Source organism: Ruegeria sp. CG11 (genome assembly GCF_056537245.1).
The window spans coordinates 14968-28980 of record NZ_JBQFRE010000018.1 but is presented as its reverse complement, the minus strand read 5'-3'; the positions used below and the strand labels follow the sequence as shown (position 1 = coordinate 28980).

The following is a 14013-nucleotide window of genomic DNA, read 5'->3' as shown; positions in this document are numbered from 1 at the left end:
ACGGCGGCACGGCAGGTTAAATGAGTTTTTTTCAACTGATTCTCGCGGCAATTATTCAGGGTATCACCGAATTTTTGCCGATCTCATCTTCGGGCCATCTGATCCTGTTGCCCAGCCTGACCGGCCTGAACGATCAAGGGCTGGCCATCGACGTTGCCGTGCATGTGGGTACATTGGGGGCCGTGATCCTGTACTTCTGGTCGGACGTGAAACAGGCTGTTGCCGGTCTGCCGCGCGCTTTGACCGGACGGGTCGACACCCCTCAGGCCCGGCTGGCGATGAGTCTGATCATCGCAACGATTCCCACCGTCATCGTCGGTGCCATCCTGTTCAAAACCGGGCTCAGTCAGTCCTTGCGGTCGATGGCAGTGATTGGCTGGACGATGCTGGGTTTCGGGCTGGTGCTGTACTGGATGGACCAGAAAGGCCCGCAGACCAAGCAAGCCAACGACTGGGGCTTGCGCGATGCCATGATCATGGGGTTGTGGCAGGTTCTGGCGCTGATCCCCGGCACCTCGCGGTCGGGCATCACCATCACCGGTGCGCGGCAGCTGGGGTACAGCCGCGAAGACGGCGCACGGATCGCAATGCTGATGTCGATCCCGACGATCCTGGCCTCGGGCGTGTTGTTGTCGGCAGAGGTGATCCGGGAGGCGGATGCACAGCTAGCCAAAGACGGCGCGATAGCCGCCTTTTTCGCCTTTATCTCAGCCCTGCTGGCGCTGACCCTGATGATGCGCCTTCTGCGCAGTGTCAGCTTCACGCCCTATGTCATCTATCGTGTCATTCTGGGCGCGATCCTGCTGGTGATTGCCTACAGCTGATCAGATCCGCAGGTTGCCGGCCGAGTTCTGGATGTCGTCATACTGACCGGCCGGGCGGAACTTCCACAGGTAATCCGGCAGAACCGATTCCAGAGTGGCCGGCTCAATTCCCAGATCGTCAAAGCCTTTGGCCCCCTCGGACACCACATTGTCGCGACGCAGATTCTTCAGCTGGTCGCGGGTCAGGATGTGGTTCGGGAACAGCTGAAAGCTGACGAATTTCGCGATATCCAGAACGCCCGCCATGATCCGGGCCGCAAAGAACGGCACGCCGATGATGACACGGCGACGGTGGATCACCCCCAGCATCTGCTGCATCAGCGCGCGGAAGGATTTCACCTCGGGCCCGCCCAGCTCATAGATACCGGCCTCAGCTTGGCCCAGAACGCCCTGTACGGCAGCTTTGGCCACGTCATCCACATAAACCGGCTGGAACTTGGTTTCCGCGCCGACCAGAGGCAGGAACGGCCCCATGCGGGTCATGCCGGCAAAACGGTTAAAGAACTGATCCTCGGTCCCGAAAATCACCGACGGGCGCAGGATCACCGAGTTCGGCATATGCGCCAGCACGCCAGCCTCACCCTGCGCTTTGGTGCGGGAATATTCGCTGTTGGAGTCGGCATCCGCGCCGATGGCCGAGATATGTACCATCCGCGCAACGCCCTGTTCAGCAGCGATCCGCGCGATCCGCTCAGCCCCTTCGGCCTGCACCGCGTCAAATGCGTTCTTGCCCAGCTCGTTAAGCACTCCGACGCAGTTCACTACCGCATCGGCACCGTGCATGACCGCAGCCACCGAGGCATCATCGCGGATGTTGCACAGGATGGGCTCGACCTGACCGACCACACCATAGGGTTTGACGAACATCGCCTCGTTCGGGCGGCGCACCGCGACCCGCACGCGCCATCCTTCGTTTGCCAGACGACGTGCGATGTAACGACCGACAAATCCCGATCCGCCATAAATCGTGACCAGTTTGGACATGCGAGGGCTCCTGCTGATAGGTCTTGATCCGATCTACCGCCCAAAGCCCCGGCAAACAAGGCGCAATAACGCCGCGCGTCCGGGAAAAAACCGACAGATTTCGGACTGTTTGAGGCGTGGGTCAAAAAACTTTCAAAAAACTTTCCGAATCTTGTTGACGCCCCCCGCCAGTAGGCTTAAACGCCGCTCCACGACACCTGCCCAGGTGGCGGAATTGGTAGACGCGCTAGCTTCAGGTGCTAGTGTCCGTATGGACGTGGAGGTTCGAGTCCTCTCCTGGGCACCATATCCCCGACATTGTAAAGAGACCAATCCGCATACGCGGAAGTCACCGCTGTCTGCGGGGTTTGTCCTTCGGTTTTGTAGATCATGTTGCCCCGAAGGCGGTCCATGGGTCCGGTTTTCGAATCCTGGCAAATTTTTCTGGCCGGAAAGACCCGCGCGGGCAGTGGCAGCGGTGGTTCCAAAAGTGACGTGACGTCGCAGAACGTAAACCGCTTCTTCAACATCTTTACCTAAAGGTAAGGTTTGAAATCATTTTTTGACTGATCGGTTAAAAAATGACGCAAAAGAGCGATTTCTTCCCCCTTGTTCGAAAAAACACGGTGCGTAAATGCCCCCTGTCGCTGCGGATCACCACTCACGGATCATCGATCCTCGAGCCCGGAACCAGTGGGTTCGGATCAGGTCCGCAGCGGCAAGTTTTTAAGACCGGGATTTTGGAGGAAAGTGACAGTGCAGATCAGAACATTTCTCAATCGCCTCAAAGCGGCCAGATCGGTGCGGGGCACCGCTTCAAAAGACAAAGAAACCGCTTCGGCAAAGGGCCACACGGTTACCCCGGTCAACAAATCCGAACTGACCGCATTGTTCCAAACCGTTCTGGAAGAAAAAAGCGGCGACCTTCCGACCGGGCGCAAGTAACCCACGACGGGTCTCCCAGCGCTCCGGCATCATTCCATGACCTGGGACTGTTTCAGACCCGCGATTTTTCGAACTTTTCCCAGGCCGATTGAAAAGCCTGAAAATCAAAGCCCGGCTGGGTGGCGGCATCAAGGACGATGCGCTCGGTCGTCAGTAGTTTCTGGATCGCGGCCTCAAGCTGATCGACAACATCCTCCGGCACCACGAGCGCGCCATGGCGGTCAGCGTGGATCAGATCACCGGGGTTGACCGTCAGACCAAAGACAGACACCGGGGTATCGATCTCGCGCACATGAACGAAGCCATGGCTGGGCCCGACAGACCCAGCAACCACAGGGAAGCCTTCAGGCAGATCGCCGAGGTCGCGCATGACGCCGTTGGTCAGGGCACCCGACATCCCGAAACCTTTGTGCACGGTGGTGTTGATCTCGCCCCAATAGGCGCCGATGCAGTTGGGGAAATCGACATCCTCGATCACCGCGATCGAGGGCGCAGGGCCTTCGGCCATGTATTTGTAATAGGCCATGCGGCGCTCCCGGATGACCTCTGGCGCCTCAGACGGCGGGTGTACCGCGGCAATCTTGGCGGTGCGGGCATAGCCCACGATCGCAGGCTCGGGCGGGGCCGAGCACAGCATCGTGCCGCGGGTGAACGCGTCAAACCCGCGCTTGCCCTGCGCCACCTCGATGGCGTTGCAGACGGTGGGGGTGTCGACCTTGCGCAATAGGGTCAGAAGGGACGGTGTCATTTGGCCTCCAGCCAGCGGATCAGGGCCGCTGTGGTGTCGTTGGGTTGTTCCAGAGTGGGCAGATGCCCGGCCTGTTCGATGACTTCAAACCTGCTGTTGGGCAGCAGATCGCGCATGAGCTGGTGTCGATCGACCGGGCATAGGCCATCTTCGCGGCCGCACAGAACCAGCGATGAACCGGCATAGGCTTTCAGGGTTTCAGACTGGTCCGGACGATCCATCAGGGCGCGAGACTGGCGTAGGAACACGTCAGGGCCCAGATCCTCGGCCATCGCCATACACAGGTCCAGAATGGCGCCCTGATTGGGTCCATCGGCCAGATAGTTGGGCTTCATCTCGTCCCGCATCACCTGCCGCAGTTTCCCTTCGCGGACGGCCTCCATTTGCGGGCCGCGCCGTTCCTTGACCTCGGGCTTTTCCGCCAGCGGGTTGGTGTCCAGCAGGGCCAGCCGCTCGACCCTGTCAGGGGCTTGCCGCACAACCTCCATCGCGACGATGCCGCCCATCGACAGGCCTGCCAGCGCAAAGACCGGCGGCGTGTTAGCCAGGATATCGGCGGCCATCGCCTGCACGCTGTCCTGCATCGCCAGCGGAAAAGTCAGTAAGGGCCTGGACCCGGACAGGGCGGCGATCTGCGGCTGATACAGCCGCGCGTCGCACATCATGCCGGGCAATAGAACCAGCGGCGTCATGCGTTGGCCAGTTTCGCGCCCTCGGACAGCGCGGACAGCTTGGCATAAGCAATGTCGGGGTCGACCGCACCAAAGCCCGCAAATGTGCCGAAACCGCAATCACTGCCCGCGATCACACGGCCCGCGCCGACGATATCGGTGAAACGCGTGATGCGTTGCGCGACCAACTCGGGGTGTTCGACAAAGTTCGTCGTGGTGTCGACAACGCCGGGCACCAGAACCTTGTCGTCTGGTATCTCACCCTTGCGGTCGTAGAACACGGTCCATTCATGCGCGTGCCGCGGGTTTGAGGTTTCAAACAGCACATAGCGGGATTTTGTGTTCATCAGGGTCGTGAACACCTTGTCCATGGCGATATCACAGCAATGCGGACCTTCGTAATTGCCCCAGCAGATATGCACGCGCACGCGGTCCTGCGGCACGTTCTGCAGCGCGTGGTTCAATGCCTCGACATGCATATCGGCGATCTTGACGAATTCCGTGTCGGACAGATCGGTGAACAGCATGTGGCGCGACAGGGCAAGGTCCGGACAATCCAATTGCAGGTCCAGCCCGGCGGCCACAATGGTTTCGTATTCGTCCTTCATCGCGTCGGCCAGCGCGGCCAGATACGCCTCACGCGTGGGATAGAAATCGTTCTGCAGGAACAGCGAAATCACACCCGGAGACGCGGCGTTCATGAACCCGCGCTCGGCCCCGTGCTGCGCCATCGCCGCCTTGAGGTTGGCGATGTCTTTCTCCAACTCGCCCTGCCCTTTCGAGCGCACCTCTCCGGTGCATTGCGGCCGGGCATATTGCGGCGTGCCGCCATCGTCAGCCAGCCGCTGCAGAAAGCCGGGGAACATCTTCAAATCGGCCGGGGCATTGCGCGGGCTGTCACCTGAAAACCCGGTATAGCGATCCTTGACGTAAGTCGCGTAGGAAATCTTTGAGGTCTCGCCATCGCTGACGATATCCACCCCGGCCTCAACCTGTTTGCGCACGGTCTCGGAGACGGCTGCGGCCATGCTCGCATCGAAAGCGGCGGGGTTGAAAGGTTCTTCGCGTTCGCGGGCAAAGATGAAATCCACCACCTCTTGCGAGCGCGGCAGCGACCCGACATGTGTTGTCTTTACGGTCATGGAACCTCCGTTATGTCTTGCGTGCCATCAGCACGGTGTGGCTTTGGGTTTCCGGGTCTTTGGCCAGAAATCCGGTCAGGATCATCCCGTTTTCCTCTAGGCAGGTGGCATAGGCTGCGGGCGAGAGAGAGGCGTGATAGACCAGCTCTCCGCCCACGGTTCCCTGCTCCTCTCCGGCGCTGGGGCCGACGGTCAGCATCAGCATCCCGCCTGGACGCAAATGACGCGCCATGCGGGCGATACAGGCCTTCTGCTCGTCAGCTGTCAGGTGGAAAAAGCTGTTCCAGGCGATGATGCCATCAAAACTCTGATCCAGTTCGAAATCCCGCATGTCTGCCTGCAACCAGTTGCCATCGGGCCAACGGCTGTGGGCGATCTCGAGCATGGCTTCTGAGAAATCGACGCCGGTAACGGTGAACCCTTCGGCCTTGAACCAGCGGGCGATGGGCTCCCCGGTGCCGCAGCCCAGATCCAGCACGTGATCGCCGGGTTTCAGGCTGGCGGTGAAGCGCGCCAGCCAGCGCGCTTCGAACAGGGCCTTCGAGCGTTGCTCGTCATAGGCCCTAGCCTGCCGTTCATAGACGGCATGGGTATCGTCGGGATCGACGGTCATCCGACCCAGGTCGCACCGGCGGGATCGTCGGTGGCCGTGATACGGTACAAACCCGCCTGACCGGTCATCGACGGTGCAACGGTATAGGTCTCACCCGGCATCACTACCGCAGTATCGCCGTTGGACAATGTAGTCGAATAGCCATCGACGGTGATCCGCCAGTGACCGCTGGCCGGCATCAGAACCACGGGCTTCTCGGCTTTGACCGCATCATTCTGGGCCGAACCACGCGTCAGGAAGTCAACCTCAAAGCCCGGTTTATCCTTGATGAGACCGGTCTCACCAATCACCAGCGCGGGTTTGTCCGCCGCCAGCGCCATCAGGTCCCAATAGCGCGCCACGTATTTGCCGATCACGGCATCTACCGGCACCTCGGGGTAGGCTTTCAGCTCTTCCTCGGTCAGCAGAGGCATCGGGCGCACGTTGTGCGGCAGTTCCTGACCCTTTTTGCTGTCATACAGCACACCATTGTCGCCCAACATCAGACCGTGCGCCTGTGCGTCTTCGATCACCTGCGGTGCCCATGTCACGCCGCCACCGGCATCGTCGCCGCCGAGGATCGACATGATCATGCCGTAGTCGTCGCCCACGTTCTCGAATCCGCGGAAGATACCTGTGGGGATGTTGAAGATATCACCTTCTTCGGCAATGAACTCACCCGCCGTACCATAACGGCCCCAGAAGAACCGCCAGCGGCCCTTGGCGACGAAGAACACTTCGGCCGTGGTGTGGCTGTGCAGCGAGTTGCGGCATTTCGGAGGTTGCCCTGCCGCGCCGATGTTGAAGCCGATCTTGTCGGTGATGTGGACGTGCTGATCGGGGGATTCCGATACGCCACCGCCGACGATGGTAAAGTTCTCTTTCTGATCGCTGCCCGGGGTGTGGGCGTCGATAAAGGCGGTTTTGCAGGGTTGCAGCTCGCCATAGCGGACGATGCGTTCTTGGATGGTGCTCATTTTGGTCTCCTAACGGGTTTGATGTTGCAACAGGCGGGTTAGCCCGCTGCCCCGGGAGGTCGGTTGTTCAACCGCTTGGCCCGTAAAGAGGCCCGGTGGCAATGATACCGCCGAGTCCCTTCACTGGTATCCAGAGGGGCAGGCACCAAGGGCATCACGCGTCCCCGGTCGCCAGGATAATCTGCTTCCAGACTGAAGTTTCGTCGAACAGGGTCCATTCACGGCGCAGCTTGATGTCACCGCCGATCAACTCACCCCATTCGGCGTGGCTGATGCCCAGAACATACAGCTCGGCCCCGGTCGGAATGCCAAACGCACCCCAGCCGTCATGCTTGCCGTGTAGACTCCAACGGATGGCGGACCGGGGCGGCATGTTCGGATCATCGCGCCCGATCTGGTGATGAATGGTGAAGGTCGCATTGGGCATTGCCGCACGCAGGGACATCCAGAACCGGTCAACCGGATCGCGCCCATGGCCGCTTGCGCCGCCGGGATATTCGGTCTGAACCGCGCGGTCATATTCACGCTCGACCGCGCCCATATCCGCGCCCATCATCCGGGTCAGCAGATCGGCATGGCGCTGTCCCCATTCATTGTCGTTTCCGCGGCCCTTGTAAGGGCCTGCGACATCAATTGCCGGGGTTAGCGGTTTGACGCAGCTTTCCGGCCCGCCTTCACGCGCGATCAGATCACGGGTGAAATCCTTCGGGTCCCAGCCCATCTGACGCACCACCGCGCCGTTATCGCGGATTAGCCATTCGTCATCGATGGCGTTATTGCGCGCATGACAGTCGGCCAGAATGCGATAGCGCAGCTTAGCGCCGGTCGCCTGACCGAACATGCCGTCACCCAGATGGGTGGCCGTGGACATGATGCGGTGGCTCGACAGCATCCCGTCTTCGGGCGTGCCGGACCAGATCACATCCTCGCCCAGAAGGGTGCGGTCGGGGAATTCGGCCAGCGTGGCCATTGTCGCGCCGATCACGCCCTGATTGCCGGTCGACACGCTGCCGGGCATCCGCACCACGATATCCGGTGCGTAATACTCGTGCAGGGTGGAAATCCCCCGGTCTTCCCAGATCTCTTTGGTGATGCCGATGATATAGTCGGGAAAGTCCCGAAACTTAGCGTCAAAGCCCTTCATGTCTCTGTCCTTTGCGGGGGCCACCCTTTGGGCAACCGGGCCGATGTTCGCACGACCAATGGCCCGTCTATGGCCACTTTGCGCGACTTCGCCGTTGCCGGGGTGTCGATATGTTCAAGCAATGCTGAAACGGTTTCCGATACCATGAGATTGGCGCGTTGCCGGATCGTTGTCAGGTTATAGGCAGGCCATGACGCGGGCGGCACATCATCATATCCCACGACCGACACGTCCTCGGGCACGCGCAGGCCCAGCTCAAAGCGGATCACATCCATCACCGCCAGCGCCATGTGGTCGTTGGCTACCAACACCGCATCCGGACGCATATTGGGCGCGACGTCAAACATACGCCGCGCCGCCGCACGGGCCGTTTCCGTGTGAAAGTCACCGACCTCATGCGCAAAGAGATTTTGGTCGGCTTCATTCAACCCGGCGCGAAATCCTGCCTCGCGGTCGCGCTGGGTCGAGGCGCCCTGCCAGCCGGCAATATAGCCGATGCGCTCGTGCCCACCGGCCAAAAGAAACTCGGCCACCTTGCGCCCGCCTACAAAGTTGTCAGACGTGACCGAGGTGATGCCTTCGATATCCTGACTGCGGTTGAACAGCACAACAGGTACACCGGCCTGCTGGCATCGTGTCGCAATTTCCGACGACATCGCGACCGAGGCCAGAATGACGCCATCCACCTGATAGTCGAGGATTTCCGCCATCACGTCTTCTATATTTCCGGCCGTCCGTGAGGCCATGAAGATCAGGACGTGATAGCCCTTTTCCTGCAAAGCGTTCGAGAGCTTTTCAAGTGCTTCAGGGTAGAAGTAATTGTCCAGATACCCGACCACCAAACCGATGATCCGGCTTTTCCCCGACACCATTGCGCGGGCCAGAACATTGGGGCGATAGCCAAGCTTGGCCGCGGCCTTGCGAACCTTTTCCTCGGTCTTCTTGCTGACCGACGCGCCCGGCGTAAACACCCGGCTGACCGCCGATTGGCTGACACCGGCCAGTTGAGCAACTTGAAGAGAGGTGACTTTTTCAGCCATCAGTCTGCCGTCCATCCTCCGTCAATCAGCATTGAAGTGCCCGTAACCAGCGCTGAGGCATCCGAAGCCAGGTAGGTCACCGCGCCCATGATATCCTCGACCTCGCCGATCCGGTCCAGCTTGATCTTTTCCATGATCCACGCGGCCCGTTCGGGATTGTCGAAGGTGGATTGGGTCAAAGGTGTGCGGATGAAAGTCGGGCACACGGTGTTGATGCGAATGCGCTGCTTGCCCCATTCGATCGCCATGGCTTTGACCATGCCTTCAAGCCCGTGCTTGGTCGCGCAATAAAGCGCCCGGTCGACACCGCCGACATGACCCATCTGGCTTGAGATATGGATGATCGACCCCGGCTTGCCCGCCGCCATCAGCGCCTTGGCCGCGTAGGAAGACAGGAAATAGGCCGAGCGAAGGTTGACGTTTGTCACCGCGTCGAAATCTTCGGGCGAGGTCTCAATTGCCGGACCATGACGCGCGGTTCCGGCCGAGTTCACCACCACATCAAAGACACGGCCGTCGAACAGACCGCGCAGCGCCTCAAGATCGCCCTGATCCACCACGGCGGCCTCGGCCGACCAGCCTTGCGCCTGAAATGCGGTAACCGTTTCATTCAGACGATCCGCCCCACGTGCGGCACAGACCACATGCGCTCCCGCTTCGGCCAGAGCTACGGCACAACCCTGCCCGATGCCCGAGGACGCGCCGGTGACAAGGGCGGTCTTGCCCGCCAAGGAAAACGAAGGGGTGCGGGGCAGATCACTCATCAGCTCATTCCATCCGGGATATTGATACGCCCCATGTTGCGGGCCTTATTGAATTCCCGCAGTCGGGCGAAAACGTCAACGCCAAGCTGACGATACGCGTCCAGAAGATCGACCAGTACCCAGTTTTCGCGGATCTTGCCGTTCTCCACCCGCCAGAAATCGAGGCTTCGCATGGTGATCCGCTTGCCCGAGGGCGCGATCCCCATCCAGCCATCATGGGTCACGGTCTGGATCATGTTGGGCCAGCCGGTCACGGCGGCATAATCACCATCCCCGAAGAAGTGATAGGAGATGTCGTCGATATATTGCCCACGATCCGGCATGCCGTTGAGGAACGGAATCTGGTGCCAGTTGCGGAACCCGGAAAACCCGCGCCCAGTACCGATGCCCGCCGGGCCGTACCAATTCATGCGCGGATGCCAGAACCGCTCGGACTCCATCACCTCCGGCCCACCCTGCGAGGGGTGCTTCTTGAGGTGTTCAAGCATGTCGATGATGTGCTGGCAGGCCGCCTGCCCCTTGGCCGCATCATAGGGGCCCGGCACGAAACCGTCCTGCGTCGCCGGTCCGGGCACATGCCATTCGCGACCCAGGCTGGGCGCCATCGGCCAGGCATTCGCCTGCATCATTACCTCGGGGATGTCCCACAGGGCCTGCATCTCGACCACTTTGCCGTCTTCAAAACGGTAGAATTCGTGGAACCGCATGGTCACCTGATGACCAGTGGGGGGGATATCCAACCACGGCCCGGTGAGGGTGCCGGTGTAGTAACCGCCACATCCGACCCAATCGGCGCCATGTTCATCCGGGCCAGCCATGACGATATAGTCGCGGCGTTCCAGATCAGGCCAGGCCGACAGCAGGTCTTTGTAGGCGGTGTCGTAATAGCCGTCGCTGCCGGTGCTGTCGCCAAAGGGATGGCACAGCCTGTAAACAGCGTCAGGGGCGCTGACATCTGCCAGCGCCCTGCGCACACCGTCCTCGCTGAAGTCGTACATCGCCGCCCGAAGCGGCGCGATCAGCGATTTGTGATGTGTGTGCGTGTCACTCATTCAGCGGCGTCCCTATAGGGCGCGGGCTCACCATAGGGCACGTTGATCCCGCCATAGCGACGCACACGAACGTTGCACTGCTCGGCGTGGCCAACAAAGCCTTCGAGCATACACAGGCGCGAGCCATATTCGCCAATCAGCGTCGCTGCCTCATCGGTCAAAACCTTCTGATAGCTGTGCGTCTTCAGGTATTTACCAACCCACAGACCACCGGTATACCGGCCCGCTTTCTTGGTGGGCAGCGTGTGGTTGGTGCCGATCACCTTGTCCCCGTTGGAAACATTGGTGCGCGGACCAAGGAACAGCGCGCCATAGCAAGTCATGTTCTCAAGGAACCAGTCGTCGCGGTCAGTCATGACCTGAACGTGCTCGGACGCGATGTCGTCGGCGACCTGCAACATCTCGTCATAGGTGTCGCAAACGATCACTTCGCCATACTCATCCCAAGACACTTTGGCGGTGCCGGCCGTCGGCAGAATGCCCAGAATACGGTCAACCTCGGCCAGAGTTTCCTCGGCCAGTTTGCGCGAGTTCGTCAGCAGAACGCAGGGGCTGTTATAGCCATGCTCGGCCTGACCCAGCAGGTCGGTGGCGCACAGCTCGGCATCGGCTGCGGTTTCATCGGCGATGACCATGGTTTCGGTCGGACCGGCGAACAGGTCGATACCCACGCGGCCGAACAGCTGGCGCTTGGCTTCAGCAACGAACGCATTACCGGGGCCAACCAGCATGTGAACCGGGTCGATGGTCTCGGTTCCGATCGCCATGGCGCCGATGGCCTGAATGCCGCCCATGACATAAATCTCATGCGCGCCGCCCAGATGCATCGCAGCAATCACAGCCGCATTGGGCTTGCCGTTGAACGGAGGGGTGCAGGCGATGATGCGCGGAACACCGGCGACCGAGGCCGTGGCCACGGACATATGCGCCGAGGCCACCATCGGAAATTTGCCGCCGGGGACATAGCAGCCAACCGACTGAACGGGGATGTTCTTGTGACCCAGGATAACACCCGGCAGGGTTTCGACCTCGATATCCAGCATCGAGTCGCGTTGCGCCTGCGCGAAGTTGCGCACTTGTTCCTGCGCGAACTTGATGTCTGCCAGCTCGCGCTCGGTCAGCTGACCGATCAGGTCGTCGATCTCTTGCTGCGACAGCCGGAACGAGGCGGGCGAGTAGTTGTCGAACTTCTCGCTCAGCGCGCGTACGGCGGCATCGCCACGGGTTTCGATGTCTTTCAGAGTGGCTTCCACCACGGCGCGGGTCTTGGCGTCATCCTCTGCCCGATCGGCGTCAGACTTACCGCGTTTGAGATACTCAATTGCCATTGTCTAAACCCTTTTTATTCAGGACGAGGAGCTGTTTTCTCACCACGGTCATAGGCTTCCCAGCCTTCACCGTTGAAGATATCGACACCCAGTTGTGCGGCGACATGGGCGAAGTCGACATTCACCCAGTTGTCGACAATCTTGCCATCGACCACTTTCCAGAAGTCCATGTAGCGGATCTCGACCCGCTTGCCGGTGGGCGCAATGCCCAGAAACTCGCCGGAGTGGGTGGCTTCCTGACGACCGAACGCCGCAGCCCATTCACCCATGTACAGGCGGGCCTCATCAATGCAGGTCTTGTCCGAGAACGCAGCCTGAAACGGGCGCTGCCAGTTGTCCTGAAACTCTTTCAGACCTGTCTTGGTGCCACAGCCCTGGTTGCCCAGCCAACGGAACCCTTCCGAGAAGAACTCGCCGATGTCGTCAATACGGTGGTCGTTCAGACCATCAACCATAGTTTCGATCACGCGGCGGGTGTCTTCGGTTTTGCTCATGTCCGTGTCGCGGGTCAGGACCGCTTGTTCGGGACGGGAACCTTTCATTTTTCTATCCTTTCAGATCGCAAGAGTGTGTGAGGGGGTCACTGACCCGCCATCACAAAAAGTCCCTCGGCATCCTGTTCAGCGCCGGATGGCGCGATACTGCGCTGTTGCGCGACCGACTGCTCATCAGCCTTTTACCGCCCCGGCTGTCAGACCGCTGACGATCTGGCGCTGGAAGATCAGAACAAGGAAGATCAGCGGCGCGGTGATCGAGACGGCGGCAGCCACGGCGACAACCTGATCGGTCGTGGTGGTTTCGCGGTTGAACATGCCGACAATGGCCGGAACCATGGTCTGGTTCTGCGCGTCCAGCAGCAGTGAGGTCACCAGAAAGTCGTTATAGGCCAGCAAGAAGCTGAACAGCCCCGTGGTAATCACACCCGGCCACATCACCGGCATGATGACACGGCGGAAGGCCTGGAAGTGGCTGCAGCCATCAACGCGGGCGGCCTCGTCCAGCTCAGACGGGATGTTCTGGAAGAACGAGCGCAGCATCCAGATGGTAAAGGGCTGGTTGATCGCAACCAGAACCGCGATCACCGCAAAAGGCTTGCCGTACAGCGTTGGGGCATTGTCGCCCAGGATCGGGCTCAACCATTCGGCCGAGTTGATGAAGACCGGCAGGTAGCCCGCCACCAGAACCGAGTGCGGCAGGGCGCGGAACACCAGCGCCACGATCAGAATCCAGAACGCGAAGGTCGACCCCGAGCGCGCCAGACCATAGCCCGCCAGCGTCCCAACCGTCAGCGACACGGTCACAACCCCGGTGGTCACGATCAGCGAGTTGCGGAAGTTGTCGGAAAAACCGCGATCGATCCAGACGGTTTTGTAATGCTCGGTCGTCAGGCCCAGAACGTCCCGACCCAAGGGACCAAAGAGCGGGTTCAGCACGCCAAGGATCGCAGGCAGGATCACGAAGAACACCACCAGAAAGCCCACGGCGACCGCCAGAATTCCGATGATCCAGCCGATCCATTCCTGACCGGGTTTGGAATAGGATTTGACCATCGAGGGCAAGGTCTTGGTCGCCACGATGATCGTGCCCCAGATCACCGCGATGCCCAGAATGATATCCAGCAGCGACAAACCGTTGCCCTTGGCCAGAGTCGCAGGCCCGAAGATCACATTCAGCGCGTTACTGTCAAAAGCATCCACGGGGGATTTGAAGCTCATCACCGCGATCCAGAAGATCGGGAAGGCGGCGACCAGGCACCAGAAGACCAGGAAGACATTGGATGTCAGTCGCAGGCTGAACGGTTGGCGAAGCGCGCGTGAGGACAT

The 14013-nt window shown here is 60.3% G+C and carries 15 protein-coding genes and 1 tRNA gene; 3 read left to right on the top strand and 13 right to left on the bottom strand.

Translation table 11 applies throughout. The features are described 5' to 3' along the window. Positions 1 to 20 precede the first annotated feature (20 nt). Positions 21 to 824 carry an undecaprenyl-diphosphate phosphatase gene (locus tag ACR0KW_RS20785; RefSeq protein WP_480806702.1) on the top strand — a complete coding sequence of 268 codons (804 nt, stop codon included), beginning with the start codon at positions 21 to 23 and terminating at the stop codon, positions 822 to 824. Here the strand turns inward: ACR0KW_RS20785 and ACR0KW_RS20780 are convergent, their stop codons facing one another. Beyond that, on the bottom strand, positions 825 to 1808 hold the full coding sequence (locus tag ACR0KW_RS20780; RefSeq protein ID WP_480806701.1) for a complex I NDUFA9 subunit family protein: 984 nt from the start codon (positions 1806 to 1808) through the stop codon (positions 825 to 827). It lies immediately after the preceding gene. A 199-nt stretch (positions 1809 to 2007) separates the two neighbouring features. Here ACR0KW_RS20780 and ACR0KW_RS20775 point away from each other — a divergent pair. Both ACR0KW_RS20775 and ACR0KW_RS20770 read left to right on the top strand, forming a co-directional pair. Next, positions 2008 to 2094 (top strand) — tRNA-Leu (locus ACR0KW_RS20775). Positions 2095 to 2543: 449 nt separating this feature from the next. Further along, the gene (locus ACR0KW_RS20770) at positions 2544 to 2732 is read left to right on the top strand and encodes a hypothetical protein (RefSeq protein WP_480806700.1); all 189 of its coding nucleotides are present in this window, start codon (positions 2544 to 2546) and stop codon (positions 2730 to 2732) included. Between the two features lie 52 nt (positions 2733 to 2784). Here ACR0KW_RS20770 and ACR0KW_RS20765 read toward each other — a convergent pair whose 3' ends face one another. The 12 genes from ACR0KW_RS20765 to ACR0KW_RS20710 all read right to left on the bottom strand — a co-directional run bounded on the left by ACR0KW_RS20765 (position 2785) and on the right by ACR0KW_RS20710 (position 14013). Then, positions 2785 to 3480, bottom strand: a complete 696-nt coding sequence (locus ACR0KW_RS20765) for an RraA family protein (protein ID WP_480806699.1) — start codon at positions 3478 to 3480, stop codon at positions 2785 to 2787. Further along, positions 3477 to 4172, bottom strand: a complete 696-nt coding sequence (locus ACR0KW_RS20760) for an alpha/beta fold hydrolase (protein WP_480806698.1) — start codon at positions 4170 to 4172, stop codon at positions 3477 to 3479. Before ACR0KW_RS20760 ends, ACR0KW_RS20765 begins: the two co-directional genes overlap by 4 nt. After that, positions 4169 to 5293, bottom strand: coding sequence for a cobalamin-independent methionine synthase II family protein (locus ACR0KW_RS20755; protein ID WP_480806697.1), 1125 nt, complete (start codon positions 5291 to 5293; stop codon positions 4169 to 4171). Before ACR0KW_RS20755 ends, ACR0KW_RS20760 begins: the two co-directional genes overlap by 4 nt. A gap of 10 nt (positions 5294 to 5303) precedes the next feature. Beyond that, positions 5304 to 5906, bottom strand: coding sequence for a class I SAM-dependent DNA methyltransferase (locus ACR0KW_RS20750; RefSeq protein ID WP_480806696.1), 603 nt, complete (start codon positions 5904 to 5906; stop codon positions 5304 to 5306). After that, complete coding sequence (locus ACR0KW_RS20745) at positions 5903 to 6862, bottom strand: cupin domain-containing protein (protein WP_170326058.1); 960 nt, start codon at positions 6860 to 6862, stop codon at positions 5903 to 5905. Before ACR0KW_RS20745 ends, ACR0KW_RS20750 begins: the two co-directional genes overlap by 4 nt. 154 nt (positions 6863 to 7016) lie before the next feature. Further along, the gene (locus ACR0KW_RS20740) at positions 7017 to 8006 is read right to left on the bottom strand and encodes a nuclear transport factor 2 family protein (RefSeq protein ID WP_480806695.1); all 990 of its coding nucleotides are present in this window, start codon (positions 8004 to 8006) and stop codon (positions 7017 to 7019) included. Beyond that, the gene (locus ACR0KW_RS20735) at positions 8003 to 9046 is read right to left on the bottom strand and encodes a LacI family DNA-binding transcriptional regulator (protein ID WP_480806694.1); all 1044 of its coding nucleotides are present in this window, start codon (positions 9044 to 9046) and stop codon (positions 8003 to 8005) included. Before ACR0KW_RS20735 ends, ACR0KW_RS20740 begins: the two co-directional genes overlap by 4 nt. After that, positions 9046 to 9810: an SDR family NAD(P)-dependent oxidoreductase gene (locus ACR0KW_RS20730; RefSeq protein ID WP_480806693.1), complete on the bottom strand. Its 765-nt coding sequence runs from the start codon at positions 9808 to 9810 to the stop codon at positions 9046 to 9048. Before ACR0KW_RS20730 ends, ACR0KW_RS20735 begins: the two co-directional genes overlap by 1 nt. Continuing rightward, positions 9810 to 10862 carry an ester cyclase gene (locus tag ACR0KW_RS20725; protein WP_480806692.1) on the bottom strand — a complete coding sequence of 351 codons (1053 nt, stop codon included), beginning with the start codon at positions 10860 to 10862 and terminating at the stop codon, positions 9810 to 9812. The genes ACR0KW_RS20730 and ACR0KW_RS20725 overlap by 1 nt, the downstream gene beginning before the upstream one ends. Then, positions 10859 to 12190: a histidinol dehydrogenase gene (hisD, locus tag ACR0KW_RS20720; protein ID WP_480806691.1), complete on the bottom strand. Its 1332-nt coding sequence runs from the start codon at positions 12188 to 12190 to the stop codon at positions 10859 to 10861. Before hisD ends, ACR0KW_RS20725 begins: the two co-directional genes overlap by 4 nt. Positions 12191 to 12204: 14 nt before the next feature. Continuing rightward, positions 12205 to 12732 carry an ester cyclase gene (locus ACR0KW_RS20715; protein WP_170444909.1) on the bottom strand — a complete coding sequence of 176 codons (528 nt, stop codon included), beginning with the start codon at positions 12730 to 12732 and terminating at the stop codon, positions 12205 to 12207. A gap of 126 nt (positions 12733 to 12858) precedes the next feature. After that, positions 12859 to 14013, bottom strand: coding sequence for a carbohydrate ABC transporter permease (locus tag ACR0KW_RS20710; protein ID WP_170326065.1), 1155 nt, complete (start codon positions 14011 to 14013; stop codon positions 12859 to 12861).

Excerpts from the sequence above, each read along its gene's own strand:
- ACR0KW_RS20785 (WP_480806702.1), top strand. The coding sequence starts at position 21 with ATGAGTTTTTTTCAACTGATTCTCGCGGCAATTATTCAGGGTATCACC.
- ACR0KW_RS20780 (WP_480806701.1), bottom strand. The coding sequence starts at position 1,808 with ATGTCCAAACTGGTCACGATTTATGGCGGATCGGGATTTGTCGGTCGT.
- ACR0KW_RS20765 (WP_480806699.1), bottom strand. The coding sequence starts at position 3,480 with ATGACACCGTCCCTTCTGACCCTATTGCGCAAGGTCGACACCCCCACC.
- ACR0KW_RS20760 (WP_480806698.1), bottom strand. The coding sequence starts at position 4,172 with ATGACGCCGCTGGTTCTATTGCCCGGCATGATGTGCGACGCGCGGCTG.
- ACR0KW_RS20755 (WP_480806697.1), bottom strand. The coding sequence starts at position 5,293 with ATGACCGTAAAGACAACACATGTCGGGTCGCTGCCGCGCTCGCAAGAG.
- ACR0KW_RS20750 (WP_480806696.1), bottom strand. The coding sequence starts at position 5,906 with ATGACCGTCGATCCCGACGATACCCATGCCGTCTATGAACGGCAGGCT.
- ACR0KW_RS20745 (WP_170326058.1), bottom strand. The coding sequence starts at position 6,862 with ATGAGCACCATCCAAGAACGCATCGTCCGCTATGGCGAGCTGCAACCC.
- ACR0KW_RS20740 (WP_480806695.1), bottom strand. The coding sequence starts at position 8,006 with ATGAAGGGCTTTGACGCTAAGTTTCGGGACTTTCCCGACTATATCATC.
- ACR0KW_RS20735 (WP_480806694.1), bottom strand. The coding sequence starts at position 9,046 with ATGGCTGAAAAAGTCACCTCTCTTCAAGTTGCTCAACTGGCCGGTGTC.
- ACR0KW_RS20730 (WP_480806693.1), bottom strand. The coding sequence starts at position 9,810 with ATGAGTGATCTGCCCCGCACCCCTTCGTTTTCCTTGGCGGGCAAGACC.
- ACR0KW_RS20725 (WP_480806692.1), bottom strand. The coding sequence starts at position 10,862 with ATGAGTGACACGCACACACATCACAAATCGCTGATCGCGCCGCTTCGG.
- hisD (WP_480806691.1), bottom strand. The coding sequence starts at position 12,190 with ATGGCAATTGAGTATCTCAAACGCGGTAAGTCTGACGCCGATCGGGCA.
- ACR0KW_RS20715 (WP_170444909.1), bottom strand. The coding sequence starts at position 12,732 with ATGAAAGGTTCCCGTCCCGAACAAGCGGTCCTGACCCGCGACACGGAC.
- ACR0KW_RS20710 (WP_170326065.1), bottom strand. The coding sequence starts at position 14,013 with ATGTCCTCACGCGCGCTTCGCCAACCGTTCAGCCTGCGACTGACATCC.